A 12,311-nucleotide genomic window follows, 5' to 3' on the forward strand; every position below is an offset into this window, starting at 1 on the left:
ACTCACCAAGCGGCAACGCTGAGTACCCGATGATGCGCGGCGTCGGCCTCGCGGCCGGCATCGAGGCCGCCGCCGTGCGCCCCGCTCGAGGTGATCGCCGGAGTGAAGGCGATCGCGCTGAGCGGCGGGTCGGAGTTCCGCCACGCCGACTCCACCGCCATCGGCCGCACCGGCCAGTCCCTCTCGAAAGGCTGAATGTGACCGTTCTCGTCAATTCGCTGGTCGCGGTCGTGCTCTTCGCGGGGATCGTGCCGATCGTGACCCTGCCGTGGATTCATCGACAGTACCGACGTTTCGGCCGCCTGCACGGGTGGACGGCCGCGGTCGCGGCGGCCGAGGTGCTCTACCTCTGCGGCCTCGCGGCCTTCACGCTGTTTCCGCTGCCGGACGAGACGGCTGCCTTCTGCGCGAGCCGGTCGACTGCGGACTTCCTGAACCTCAACCCGCTCGACGACCTGGCCGCCACACCCGCCGCGGTGGCGCAGATCCTGCTCAACGTGGCGCTGTTCGTGCCGCTCGGGTTTCTGCTGCGCTACCGGTTCCGGCGAAGCCTGGCTGCCACCGGCGGCATCGGGCTCGCCGTGTCGCTGCTGGTGGAGATCACGCAAGGCACGGCGGTGCTGGGGCTGTTCGCCTGCCCGTACCGGGTCGCCGACACCGGTGACCTGATCACCAACACCGCCGGTGCCCTCCTGGGGTGGTGGGTGGCCACAGCGGTGGATCACCGTCTGCCGCCCGCGGAGCCGAGCCGTTCGCCCGACCTGGAACAGCCTGGCCTGATCCGCCGTGGCCTGTCCGTGGGGGCCGACATGCTGATCGGCGTTCTCCTGGTCGAGGCCGTGGTCCTCGCCCTCGACCTGGCCGGCGTGGAGACCGGCCATGCCGTCATCGCGGCGGCGTACGCCGCCGCCTACGTGCTCGGCACGCTCGTGGTGCCGCTCCGCCGCCGCGACCACGCCACCTGGGGGCAGGCGACGTTCTTCTTGGCACCCGACTCGCGGACCGCGGTGTGGCCGCGCTTCCTCGTCTGGTGGCTTCCGGTCATCGCGCTGCAGACGGCCGCACGGCCCGCCGCCGTTTTCGGGGCGGCGCTCGCCATAGGCGTCCTTGCGCGCCTTCGCCCGGACCGGCGCAGCCTGCTCGAAGTGATCAGCGGCACCACCACCGTCACCCGGAGCACGCGGCAGACCGGAACCCGGCACGGGCCTCTCCTGTGATGCTCGGCCGGACCGTCCGCCGCCATGGTCCACAACGGCATGGCGGTGGGCGGTTCAGTTTGTGATCAGGCACGCTGCCGTCCGTATCCCCGGTCTTCCTTGAGATGAAGGCCAGGGTTGTCCACCGGGGCCAAGACTGCTCACGGGCTGTGAGGGTGAGAGGCATGAAGCGACGCCTGAACATCCTGATGGCCGCCGCGGTCCCGGCCACCGCACTTCTCGTGCCGGCCGCGGCCAGCGCCATCACCCGCGACAGCGCCCCGGCGGCGGCCAAGCCCGCCGCGATCTGCAGGACCGTGCCCGTGTCCGCCCCTTCCGGCACCAGAATCGTGTCGATCAACGCCGTGGCGCGGGCGGCCGGGGACTACACGTTCCCGCAGACCCCTGGCCTGCCGCCCGTGCCGCCGATCACCGCAGTACCGGCCTGGTGCGACATCAACGTCGTGGTGACCCACCCGGGCGCCGCGGACACCGTCAACATCAAGATCTCGCTCCCGCAGGATCGCAAGAACTGGAACGGCCGCTTCCAGGCCACCGGTGGCAGTGCCTACTCCGCGGGTGACGTCAGCGAGCTGAGCGTTCCGCTGATCGCCGCGGTCAAGGGGGGCTTCGTCGGAGGCGCCACCGACGCCGGTGTCGGGGCCAAGGGCGCCACGGACGCGAGCTGGGGTCTCAAGCCCGACGGCACCATCAACAAGGGCCTGCTCACCAACTTCGCTTCCCGCTCGGTGCACGACTTGGCAGTCATCGGCAAGAGCGTCACGGCCGGCTTCTACAAGCGCGCCGCGTCGTACTCGTACTTCACCGGCTGCTCGACGGGTGGCCGCCAGGGCTACGCGGAGGCCCAGAACCACCCCACTGACTTCGACGGCATCCTCGCGAACGCCCCGGCGATCGAGTGGAACCGCTTCGAGATCGCGACCCTGTGGTCGCAGGCTGTCTACAACGAGGAGAAGGTCGCACCGTCGCAGTGTGAGCTGGCCGCCTTCAACACCGCGGCCGTCGCCGCTTGCGACACCATCGACGGTGTCAAGGACGGCGTCATCGACAACCCGCAGGCCTGCAAGTGGGACGCCCGCAAGCTGGTCGGCGAGAAGGTCGTCTGCGAAGGGAAAGAGCTCACCATCTCCAAGCAGCTCGCCACCGCCGTCAACAAGATCTGGGCCGGCCCGGTGACGACCTCGGGCAAGAGGCTCTGGTACGGGCAGAACAAGGGCTCGTCGTTCGCCTTCATCGCCAACCCGGGGCAGCCGTTCGCGGTGCCGGACCAGTGGGCCAAGTACTTCGTGACCAGGAACCCGTCGTTCGATGCCACCAAACTCACCTACTCCTCGTTCGCGAAGCTCTTCCACTCGGCGACGCGGCAGTTCGACGGCATCATCGGCGATCGCGACCCCAACCTGTCGAAGTTCGCCAAGGCCGGCGGCAAGCTGCTCACCTGGCACGGCCAGTCCGACCAGCTGATCCCGACGCAGGGCACGGTCGACTACCGCAAGCGCGTCAACGCAACCCTCGGCGGCAGCAAGCGGGTCGACAACTTCTACCGTGTCTTCCTGCTGCCGGGCGTCGACCACTGCGGCACGGCGTTGTTCAGCACCGGTGGCCTCGTTCAGCCCGGCGCCGACCTGAACGCCCTGATCAACTGGGTGGAGAAGGGCGAAGCCCCGGCTTACCTGCCGACCACCGACGGCAACGTCCACCACTCCTGACGAGAGATCGTGCGCCCGTGGCGGCCTTGGCTTCGCGCCAGGGCCGCCACGGTCGTGTGCCGCGTCCGTCGATCACCGGCGGCCGGCCGGACGGCGGAGAACCCCGCTGAGACGGCTGAGCATGACACCCGACACAGGCCCGGCCGTGAACACGAACGGCGGAGATCCGTGGTGGAGGGAGTGAGAAGGGAAGTATCGAGATGAAGTTGCATGCCGCGCTCGCGCGGGCCCTCGCCGCCCATCAGGTCGGCACGATGTTCGGGCTGATCGGCGACGCGAACCTGTTCATGGTGCACAGCTTCGTACACGAGTACGGAGGGAAGTACGTCGGCGCGGCTCACGAGGCGGGCGCCATCTTCATGGGGTTCGGCTACGCCGACCTGACCGGCCGTCCCGGCGTCGTCACCGTGACGCACGGACCGGCCCTGACGAACACGCTGACCGGGCTGGTCGAGGGTGTCCGGGGCCGGACGCCGATGCTGCTGATCGCCGGGGACACCGCCACCGGGAGCCGCGGGAACATCCAGGACATCGCCCAGCGCGACGTGGTTCTGCCGACCGGCGCCGGCTTTGAACAGGCCCGCACACCGGAGAGCACCCTCGAGGACCTGGCCGTCGCACTGCGCCGGGCCGTCATCGAACGTCGGCCGGTCGTGTTCAATGTGCCGTCGGACTTCATGACGGCCGACGTCGATTACCGCGAGATTTCGCTGCGCCTGCCGCAGGAGCAGCTGGCGTTCCCCGACCCGGCCGTGGTGGCCGAGGCGGCCGCCCGGATCGCGGCAGCGAAGCGTCCCGTCGTCCTGGCCGGTCGCGGCGCCATGAACGCCCGCGAGGCGGTGCTACGCCTCGCCGAGCGAATCGGGGCACCGGTCGCCACCACGCTGAAGGCCCGCGATCTGTTCCGCGGTGAGCCGTTCGCGCTGGGCATCTCCGGCAGCCTGGGCGGTCCCGCCACGCAGGAGATCATCGATGGTGCCGACCTGGTGGTGAGCCTGGGCGCGGGGCTCAACTCGTACACCACTCGTCGTGGCGCGCTGCTGGCCGGAGGCCGGGTGATCGCGGTGGACACCCGCGTCGATTCGGTTCCGGCCGAGGCCGGAACCATCGTCGTCGGCGACGCCGGGGTGGTCGCCGACGCCCTCGTCGACGCGCTGGACCTCAGCGGTACGCCGGCGCGCGCTTTCCGTACCCAGCGGATGGCGGCGTCGCTTGCGGCGCAGGAGGTGATGGGGGAGCGCGCGTGCACCGCATCCGGCACCGTCGACGTCGAGGTCGCCCTGCGCCACCTCGACGAGGTGCTGCCCGAACGCCGGTTGGTGGTCAGTGACGGCGGCCGTTTCATGATGGAGTCGCTGCGGCACCTTCATGTCGAGCCAGGAAATTTCGTGCTTCCGGCGAACTTCGGCTCGATCGGCCTTGGCATGGGCACGGCCATCGGCGCCGCGACCGCCGATCCGACCCGTACGACCGTGATGGTCTGCGGCGACGGCGGCTTCATGCACGGCGGCGTCGGCGAGTTCACCACCGCCGTTCGCGAGGGCCTCCACATCATCGTCGTGGTGTGCAACGACGGTGGCTACGGTGCCGAGCACATCCAGTTCACCCGGCGCGGCCTCGACCCGTCCCTGTCGCTCTTCGCCTGGCCCGACCTGGCCGCCGTGGCCCGCGCCGCCGGGGGCGAGGGCTTCACCGTCCGCGACCCGGACGATCTGGCCCAGGTGGACAAGGCCATCGCCGACCGCCAGGGTCCGCTCCTGATCGACTTGCGGCTCGACGTCGAGCACATGACGCCGATGCCTTGAGGGCAGGCAGGCGCGATGGCGACGTTGGGTAGCTCGGCAGGGACTGAGTCAGGGACGGGCGAGCAACCCGGCGTGGTTCGAACGGACGAGTCGCCGGCCGAGGTGCCGGAAAACTAGGCGGCGCACGACCCCCGGCAGGTTGCGAGCGTTGTCGCGCCGGTGGTTCTGCTCGAGCACGAACCGCACGCGCGCCGCGCGCCGGTCGCGATACCGGTTCAGCGCGTCCGGGCCGTCGCCGATCGACGCGGCCAGCACGAGCGCGTCCTCCAAGGCCATCGCGCCGCCTTGAGCCATGCTGGGGGAGCAGGCATGCGCGGCGTCGCCGAGCAGGACCACCTTCCCGTCGACCCAGTCGAAGCCGGCGATCTCGTACAGCGGCGCGAAGTACGCGTTGTCGCCGTGCTGCAGGACGTCGGTGGCGAAGCCGGCGAACAGCTCCCGCCAGTCGCCGGGCGGCGGTGACGGCGTGGCGCTGTCGATGGACGCGAAACAGTAGACCCGGCCGTTGCCGACCGGCACCGTGAGCACGCTGCGGCCCCGGTCGCCGAGAAGGACCGACCAGGTGGTGGACTCGGTGCCGTCGAAGAGGAAACGCCAGCAGACCTGCCCCAGGAACCGTGGCGCCACGGACGGGAAGACGCTGCGTCGCACGGCCGAGTCGATGCCGTCGGCCCCGATCACCACGTCATACCCAGCCCGGGAGCCGTCCGCGAACACAACCGTCCCGTCAGGCCGCGCCGACTGCACGGCGTTGCCCGGAAAGGTGGGCGGGCCGGCGGCGTCGAGCAGTAAGTCGTGCAGGGCGGCACGGCTGATCGCCCGGCTCTCGCCCACGTCGCCCCAGATCTCGTCGAGGCCGTACGACGTGAGCAGGTCGCCGGTGCGGTCGCGGATCTCCTGCCGTCCGACGGGTACGGAGCGTGTCGCGAGCCGGTCGGCGAGGCCGAGATCGCCCAGCGCCCGCACTGCGTTCGCAGGCAGGTAGAGCCCGGTGCCGCCGGCGCGGGGCGCGAGGTCACGCTCGGCCACGTCGGCCCTGACGCCGCGGGCGGCGAGCGCGATGCGCGTGGCGAGGCCGGCGATTCCCGCGCCGGCGATGAGGACACGTGTCATCTGTCGTCCTTGAGGGCCTGCGCCCCGAACTCCCGCTCGATCATCGACCGGAAGGCCGCGCGCACCGACCTTCCGTCGTCGAGGTCGGTGCGGAAGCGGCGGTGCTCCCACTCGTACGCGACGGTGGCGCGGTCAATCGGGTAGGCGGCCTCGCCCAAAGCGACGAGCGCTTGCCATAGGTGCTGCTTCCATCGATTCATGTCGGCCTCCTCAGTGAACGCGACCGCCTCATAACCGCTTGAACGAAACCGTCGCACCCGTGTTCAGGGGTGTGACCGGCGTGGCATGCGGTGAACCGCTTCACGCGAGTGTCGTCGCTGCTGAGGATGCGCTTGCCCGCGCCGCCGAGGCGACTGGCCCCGCAACGTCCACATGGTGTGGCCGCGCCCACCGGGCCGCACCTTCCGGTCCACCAGTGCACCTGCCAGGGATCGGCACGGGTTCGCCCGGTGCCCCTGGACAGCGACGGTGGTCATCACGGCAATCACAAGCTTTGGGGGCGACGTGGCGACCACGGTCAACGACATCTACACCCAGTACAGCCAGGTGCTGACCGGATATCTGAACGGCTTCACGGCGGCTAGCCGGCAGAGCGCGGAGGACCTGCTCCAAGAGACCATGATCCGGGTGTGGCGGCACTGGGACGACCTGCCCACCGAGCCCGAGCGCATCCGACGCTGGCTGTTCGTCGTGGCCCGCAACGTCGGCATCGACGCGATCCGCCGCACCCGGGCCCGCCCGGTCGGCGTCGAACTCATCGACGCGTTCCCGTCGTCGAACGCGGACGACATCACCGACACGGTGGTGGCGCTGGAGTCGCTGAAGGCCGCGCTCGGCTCGCTGAGCCTCATGCACCAGCGCATCCTGACCGAGCTCTACTTCGAGGGCCGTTCCACCCATGAGGCCGCGCAGCGTCTCGGGGTGCCGGTCGGCACGGTGAAGTCGCGCGCCTTCTACGCCCTGCAGTCGCTGCGCCGTTCGATGGCCGGCCCGGACAACGAGCGGCCCCGGACCGGCCGACCGGCAAGCCGCCCGAGACGGTGACGAATCCACCTCCGTTGAGGACGGGCACTGGGGTCCGGCGCCGTTCTCCTCGCCGGCTGCCGGCACCTCGTCGCGCGGATCGAAGCCGTGGCCCCGCGAGTTCATGAACGCGGCCTTCGCTCAAGCCGCCGCGGGCTCGCGCAGCAGGGCCGATATGTCGGCGCGGGCCCGGTCGGTCCACCGGGCGGGCCGGTTCGTCGCCGGATCGATCTTGATGGCGACGCGGTGGCCGTGAGCGTACTGTTCGTCGCCGCTCTGGGAGAGGAGACGGAAGCCGAGGACCATGCTGGTGCCGCCGAGCTTCTCGATCCAGAGGTGCATGAGCAGCGTGCCGAATGCGGTCACCGGGCGGTCGAAAATGATGGACACCTCACGGATCAGCTGGAACCCGTCCTCGTCACGATCGGCGCCGGCGAAACGGTAGCCCCGCGACATCCAGTGCGCGGTCACGGCCCGGTCGAGCAGGTCGACGAAGCGCGGGTGGTAAAGCGTGCCGAGGGGATCCAGGTCGCCCCAGAAGACCTGCACCGGTACGAGGACGCCATGGGGGACGGTCAAATGTTCGCTCACGTCCTTCTATGACGTGGATGCGCACTCCGATCTCATCGCTGTGACGCAGTCCGCACACGTTCCTCCACGGTCTCGCCGAACGCCTCAGGCTCTCCCCGACGGCCGACGTACTCCTGCTCCACCAGGCACCCTGGGGCGGGGCAGGGCCTCCCGCAGACGACACCGCTCACCCCGGCCAGCTCCCGTCGGGCGCGCCGTGCAAGCCCTCGGCACCCACAGTCGCGACGGCGTCACCTGCGTCCCCCCAGTACACGAACGCGACCGGTTCGGTCCCCGCCACGATCCATGTAACCTGCCCACGGGGGATACGAATGCCAGAGAAAACTACGAACACCGAGCTGCGCGGGCGCCACCATGAGCGCGAAGCGCTCGACCAACTGCTGAACGATGTACGGTCCGGCCACAGCCGCGTTCTGGTGCTGCGGGGCGAGGCCGGCTCGGGCAAGACCGCCCTGCTCGACCACCTGGCCGGGCTGGCCACCGGCTGCCTGGTGCTGCGGACCGCCGGCGTCGAGACGGACACCGAGACCGCGTACGCAGCCGTGCAGCAGATCTGCGCTCCCGTCCTCGATCACTCCAGCCGCCTGCCGGAACCGCAGCGCGACGCGCTCGCCGTGGCTTTCAGCCTCAGCAGCGGTCAGCCGCCGGAAGTGCTGCTGCTCGGGCTGTCGGTCCTGGGCTTGCTCGCCGAGGCGGCCGCCGCACAACCGGTCGTGTGCGTCGTGGACGACGCCCAGTGGCTCGACAAGATGTCGGAGACCATCCTCGCCTTCGTCGCCCGCCGGGTCAGCGCGGAGGGCATCGCGATGGTCTTCGGCGTGCGGAGCGACGGGTCGGCCGACCCCCTCGCCGACCTGCCGGACATGGTCCTCGGTGGCCTCTCCGACACCGCCGCGACGGAGCTGCTGGCCTCATCGCTGCCCGGCCCGATCGATCCGTTCGTGCGTGCCCGCATCATCGCCGAGACCGGCGGGAACCCGCTGGCGCTGCTCGAGCTGCCCCGCGGGCTCTCCCCGGCCGAGCTGGCTTTCGGCTTCGGCAGGCACAGCCGGACGCCGGTGGTGGGCCGGGTGGAACAGGATTTCGAACGCCGCATCGCCGCCCTGCCCCCGGCCACCCGGAGGCTGCTGCTGGCCGCAGCGGTCGAACCGGCCGGCAACCTCGCGCTGCTCTGGCAGGCGGCGAAGCTTCTTGGCGTCGAGCCCGAGGCCGCCCTCGACGCTGAGGCGGCGGGCCTCGTCACACTCGGCCCCGGCTTCCGGTTCCGGCACTCCCTGGTGCGTTCGGCCGTGTGGCGCTCTGCTCACCCGGCCGAACTCCGCGAAACTCATAGGGCGCTCGCCGAGGTCACGGACCCGGCCGACGACCCGGACCGGCATGCCTGGCACCGCGCGCACGCCACCGTCGGTCCCGACGAGGAGGTCGCCACCGAGCTCGAGGAGTCGGCCACCCGCGCGCTGGCCCGCGGCGGCCGCGCCGCAGCCGCCTCGTTCCTGCAGCGCGCCGCCGAGCTGACCTTCGACTCGCCCCGGCGGGCCACCCTGCTGCTGGCCGCGGCGCAGGCCTGGTTCGACGCCGGCACCCCCGACCGTGTGCCCCCACTGCTGGTCGCGGCCAGCGCCCCCATGCTCGACCCACTGCTGCGCGCCCGCATCGAGCGGATGCAGGCCCATGTCGCCTTCCTCGTCGAACCGGGACGGGCCTCGGCCGCCCGGATGCTGGCCGCCGCCCAGCGGCTGGAGCCGCTCGACCCGGATGCCGCCCGCCGGGCTTATCTGTTTGCTGTCGGCGCAGCGCTGCACGCCGGTCGCCTCGGCGGAGACGACGCCCGCCGGGCTGCCGACGCCGCCCGGCAGATGCCCGCCAGCGAGGACTTCATAGGCCTTCTGCTCACGGGTCTGACCACCTGGGTGCTCGACGGCTACGCCGAGGCCCAGCCTGCGCTCAGCCGGGCGCTCGCCGAGCTGAACACCGACGAGCACCTGGACATGCTGTGGTTGATTGCGCCTGCCGCCCACGAGCTGTTCCAGGTGCACACCGCATATCGCATCACCGACCAGGCCGTTCGGTACGCGCGGGCCACCGGATCCCAGTCCCTGCTGCCGGTCGCCCTGTCCTACCGCGCCGGCACGCTGCTGTTCATGGGACGTTTCGCCGACGCCACCGACCTGCTCGACGAGGGCTCGGTCATGGCGCAGGCCACCGGCATAGCCTTCCCCCGATTCGCGGCCCTGGCCCTGGTCGCTTTCCGGGGCGACCGCAAGCGGGTCCGGGAGCTGGTCGAGGCCATGTCTTCCCTCGCCAGCCGGCGAGGGGAGGGCCGCCTGCTCGGTCTCAGCGATTACGCCCAGGCGGTGCTCCACAACGGGCTGGGCGAGCATGCCGTCGCGCTGGAGGCTGCCCGCGCCGCTACCGGACACCGCGATGTGGCCATCTTCGGCTGGGCCTTGACCGAGTTGGCCGAGGCTGCGGCCCGAGCCGGTGACCCCGAGGCGGCCGAAGAAGCGCGGATCTGGCTGGCCGAACGCGCCGATGCGGCCGGGACGGAGTGGGCTCGCGGCGCGAGTGCGCTGGCCGAGGCGCTCGCCGACCCTTCCGAGGCGGCCGAGAATCGTTACGTCGAGGCCCTGCGACGGCTCTCCGCCGACGGCCTCGACCTGCTGGTCGCCCGCACCCGCCTGCTGTACGGCGAATGGCTGCGCCGTCGTATGCGGCGCTCAGACGCCCGGGAGCAGCTGCGCCCCGCATACGACGCCTTCGTGGCGATCGGAGCGACCGCGTTCGCCGAGCGGGCCGGCCGTGAGCTGGCCGCGACCGGCTACCGGCCCGCCGCCACCCGGCCTTTCAGCGGGACGCGACCCGAGCTCACGGCGCAGGAGGCGCACATCGCCCGGGCGGCCGTCGCCGGCCGTACCAATGTCGAGATTGCCGCCGCGATGTTCCTCAGCCCTCGCACGGTCGAATGGCATCTCCGCAAGATCTACGCCAAGCTCGACATCAGTTCCCGCCGCGAGCTCGCCCGGGTCTGGGAACTCTCGCCGACGCACTCAATGAACAGCTGACGGTAGCCACCGATCAGAGGAAAGACACTCCGGTCAGCTTCTCGCTGAGATCCCATAGGCGCTTGGCGGACTCAGGGTCTACGGCGTACGGCATGACGCCGCTGATGTCGTTGAAGGCGCTGAGGTCCTGCACGCCGCTTTCGCTGGTCACCGCGAGCTCGGCGATGTCGCAGTTCTCGCAGTACACGCCGCCCAGGCCGGTCAGTTGAGGGCTGGTCGCGCACCACACCGGGGTTGCCGCTCCCTGCTCCGGGGTTTTGAGCTGCTTGTCGGGGTCGAGGATCGGGCTGCCGTCCGGGTTCACCATGCCGGCCGCCGCGAGCTCCGCGGTCGTCAGGTACTGCTTCAGGCCGGTTGCGACGATGCTGCCCGGGTGCGCGGCGAACGCTCGTACGCCATGGGTCTGCCCCCGCCGGTCGAGCTCGACCGCGAACAGCGACATGGCGGTCTTCGACTGTCCGTAACCCAGCCATGGATCGTACGCGCGGGTCTCGAAGTTGACGTCGTCGAAGACGACCGGGGAATGCCGGTGCCCCAGCGAGGTCAGGGTGACGACCCGCGCCTCGCCGGCCGCCTGCAGAGCCGGCCAGAGACGCGCCGCCAGCTGGAAATGCCCGAGGTAGTTGATGGAGAACTGCAGTTCGTTCCCCCGGGCATCCCGGCCGAAGGGCGCTGCCATGATGCCCGCGGACTCCACGAGGATGTGCACGGCCGGCCCGATCCCCTCGGCAGCGGAGTCGATCGAGGTGGGGTCGCTGAGATCGAGCGTGACGAACTCGGCCGTGACCCCGGCGAGCGCGTTCCGGGCGTTCGCGGTGTCCCGGTCCAGGACGACGATCCGCGCGCCGGCCCTGCCCAGCGCTAGCGCCGTCTGCAGCCCGAGCCCGGAGTTGGCCCCGGTCACGACGGCCGTCCGGCCGCTGAGATCGATCGAGGCAGTGATGTCCGCCGTGGTGGACCCGGCTCCGAAACCCGAGTGAATGGGGCGTTGAGGGGTTGTCATGGTGTTCCTTTCACCTGATGTGCGTTTCGTTCGACCCTCGCGCGGGAGCGGATTGGTCGCCCCAGGGGAAAGCCCTGGCTGACGACCAGCCACTACTGGTCCTTGGACGGGAGGCTTGGCTGATCCGCCGGATCCGGCGGCTCAGTTGCGGAGGTTGATTCGGCCGTCGTCCGGGTGGCAGTCAGAGATGGATCGGCGCAGCGCCGTGCGTCTTGGCAGGCCGCTGCTCGTCATCCGCCTGATCGCCGGTGGTCAGCGGATCGACCTGAAGGCGGCGCGGATCTCCTTGGTGAACAATTGGGGCTCTTCCCCAGTACACGCGGGCGGCCGACTCGCCGGTGCCGGTCAGCCAGTAGAGCGAGATGTTGTCGAGGACGTGCTCGCGGGTGAGGTTGCCGGATGGCCTGCCGCCGCGGAAGGCACGGGAAATCTTCTGGTAACTGTCCGTGTCGTGATCGAGCATCCAGGCCGCCAGGGCGACGGGGGAGTCGAGGAGCGCATAGCCGATGGTCTGCGGCCGCGTCGACTGCTGAACCCGGTAGCCGCTGCCGGACGACGCGAAGACGTGAAGCGCGGCGAGCGCGGCCTTCTCCTCGCGAGTGGTCGTCGGCAGGTTGTCGGTGCGGCCCAACGCCGCCACCAGGAGGTTCAGATGAATCCCCAGCAGCACATCTGCATCCTGCAGGTTCCACCAGCGACAACAGAACGATGGTGACTTCGTCACCTGATTGCTCGCTGCGCCGGCAGTGCTACCGGCCCGCGGCGACAGGCCTGCCGCCACCGTCGAT

The 12,311-nt window shown here is 70.4% G+C and carries 11 protein-coding genes; 5 read left to right on the top strand and 6 right to left on the bottom strand.

Going from position 1 to position 12,311, the window contains the following annotated elements:
* Positions 1-2: 2 nt before the first annotated feature.
* Positions 3-161, bottom strand: coding sequence for a hypothetical protein (locus AMIS_RS43345; protein WP_172666584.1), 159 nt, complete (start codon positions 159-161; stop codon positions 3-5).
* A 36-nt stretch (positions 162-197) separates the two neighbouring features.
* On the opposite strand from AMIS_RS43345, the gene AMIS_RS40485 reads away from it, so the two are divergent.
* The 3 genes from AMIS_RS40485 to AMIS_RS12755 all read left to right on the top strand — a co-directional run bounded on the left by AMIS_RS40485 (position 198) and on the right by AMIS_RS12755 (position 4,731).
* Entirely contained in the window at positions 198-1,217 is a 1,020-nt protein-coding gene (locus tag AMIS_RS40485; protein ID WP_014442699.1) for a VanZ family protein, read from the top strand.
* A gap of 164 nt (positions 1,218-1,381) precedes the next feature.
* The gene (locus AMIS_RS12750; protein WP_014442700.1) at positions 1,382-2,926 is read left to right on the top strand and encodes a tannase/feruloyl esterase family alpha/beta hydrolase; all 1,545 of its coding nucleotides are present in this window, start codon (positions 1,382-1,384) and stop codon (positions 2,924-2,926) included.
* Positions 2,927-3,126: 200 nt separating this feature from the next.
* On the top strand, positions 3,127-4,731 hold the full coding sequence (locus AMIS_RS12755; RefSeq protein ID WP_014442701.1) for a thiamine pyrophosphate-binding protein: 1,605 nt from the start codon (positions 3,127-3,129) through the stop codon (positions 4,729-4,731).
* A 48-nt stretch (positions 4,732-4,779) separates the two neighbouring features.
* Here AMIS_RS12755 and AMIS_RS12760 read toward each other — a convergent pair whose 3' ends face one another.
* Together AMIS_RS12760 and AMIS_RS42600 are read right to left on the bottom strand one after the other, a co-directional pair.
* Positions 4,780-5,844 carry an FAD-dependent monooxygenase gene (locus AMIS_RS12760; RefSeq protein ID WP_014442702.1) on the bottom strand — a complete coding sequence of 355 codons (1,065 nt, stop codon included), beginning with the start codon at positions 5,842-5,844 and terminating at the stop codon, positions 4,780-4,782.
* Complete coding sequence (locus AMIS_RS42600; RefSeq protein ID WP_014442703.1) at positions 5,841-6,044, bottom strand: hypothetical protein; 204 nt, start codon at positions 6,042-6,044, stop codon at positions 5,841-5,843. Before AMIS_RS42600 ends, AMIS_RS12760 begins: the two co-directional genes overlap by 4 nt.
* A 304-nt stretch (positions 6,045-6,348) precedes the next feature.
* Between AMIS_RS42600 and AMIS_RS12765 the strand changes: the two genes are divergently transcribed.
* Complete coding sequence (locus AMIS_RS12765) at positions 6,349-6,888, top strand: sigma-70 family RNA polymerase sigma factor (RefSeq protein WP_014442704.1); 540 nt, start codon at positions 6,349-6,351, stop codon at positions 6,886-6,888.
* Positions 6,889-7,008: 120 nt separating this feature from the next.
* Here AMIS_RS12765 and AMIS_RS12770 read toward each other — a convergent pair whose 3' ends face one another.
* Positions 7,009-7,458, bottom strand: a complete 450-nt coding sequence (locus AMIS_RS12770) for an acyl-CoA thioesterase (protein ID WP_014442705.1) — start codon at positions 7,456-7,458, stop codon at positions 7,009-7,011.
* Positions 7,459-7,769: 311 nt separating this feature from the next.
* On the opposite strand from AMIS_RS12770, the gene AMIS_RS12775 reads away from it, so the two are divergent.
* Positions 7,770-10,520, top strand: a complete 2,751-nt coding sequence (locus AMIS_RS12775) for a helix-turn-helix transcriptional regulator (RefSeq protein ID WP_014442706.1) — start codon at positions 7,770-7,772, stop codon at positions 10,518-10,520.
* 13 nt (positions 10,521-10,533) lie between these two features.
* On the opposite strand, the gene AMIS_RS12780 is transcribed toward AMIS_RS12775, so the two are convergent.
* The gene (locus AMIS_RS12780; RefSeq protein ID WP_014442707.1) at positions 10,534-11,523 is read right to left on the bottom strand and encodes an SDR family NAD(P)-dependent oxidoreductase; all 990 of its coding nucleotides are present in this window, start codon (positions 11,521-11,523) and stop codon (positions 10,534-10,536) included.
* Positions 11,524-11,704: 181 nt separating this feature from the next.
* The gene (locus AMIS_RS44845) at positions 11,705-12,304 is read right to left on the bottom strand and encodes a hypothetical protein (RefSeq protein ID WP_331429002.1); all 600 of its coding nucleotides are present in this window, start codon (positions 12,302-12,304) and stop codon (positions 11,705-11,707) included.
* Positions 12,305-12,311: the final 7 nt, after the last annotated feature.

Source organism: Actinoplanes missouriensis 431, assembly GCF_000284295.1.
Taxonomy (GTDB): domain Bacteria; phylum Actinomycetota; class Actinomycetes; order Mycobacteriales; family Micromonosporaceae; genus Actinoplanes; species Actinoplanes missouriensis.

What these genes read in the sequence shown, in the direction of transcription:
- AMIS_RS12775 (WP_014442706.1), top strand. Translation starts at nt 7,770, where the DNA reads ATGCCAGAGAAAACTACGAACACCGAGCTGCGCGGGCGCCACCATGAG.
- AMIS_RS12750 (WP_014442700.1), top strand. Translation starts at nt 1,382, where the DNA reads ATGAAGCGACGCCTGAACATCCTGATGGCCGCCGCGGTCCCGGCCACC.
- AMIS_RS43345 (WP_172666584.1), bottom strand. Translation starts at nt 161, where the DNA reads ATGGCGGTGGAGTCGGCGTGGCGGAACTCCGACCCGCCGCTCAGCGCG.
- AMIS_RS12760 (WP_014442702.1), bottom strand. Translation starts at nt 5,844, where the DNA reads ATGACACGTGTCCTCATCGCCGGCGCGGGAATCGCCGGCCTCGCCACG.
- AMIS_RS12755 (WP_014442701.1), top strand. Translation starts at nt 3,127, where the DNA reads ATGAAGTTGCATGCCGCGCTCGCGCGGGCCCTCGCCGCCCATCAGGTC.
- AMIS_RS12780 (WP_014442707.1), bottom strand. Translation starts at nt 11,523, where the DNA reads ATGACAACCCCTCAACGCCCCATTCACTCGGGTTTCGGAGCCGGGTCC.
- AMIS_RS42600 (WP_014442703.1), bottom strand. Translation starts at nt 6,044, where the DNA reads ATGAATCGATGGAAGCAGCACCTATGGCAAGCGCTCGTCGCTTTGGGC.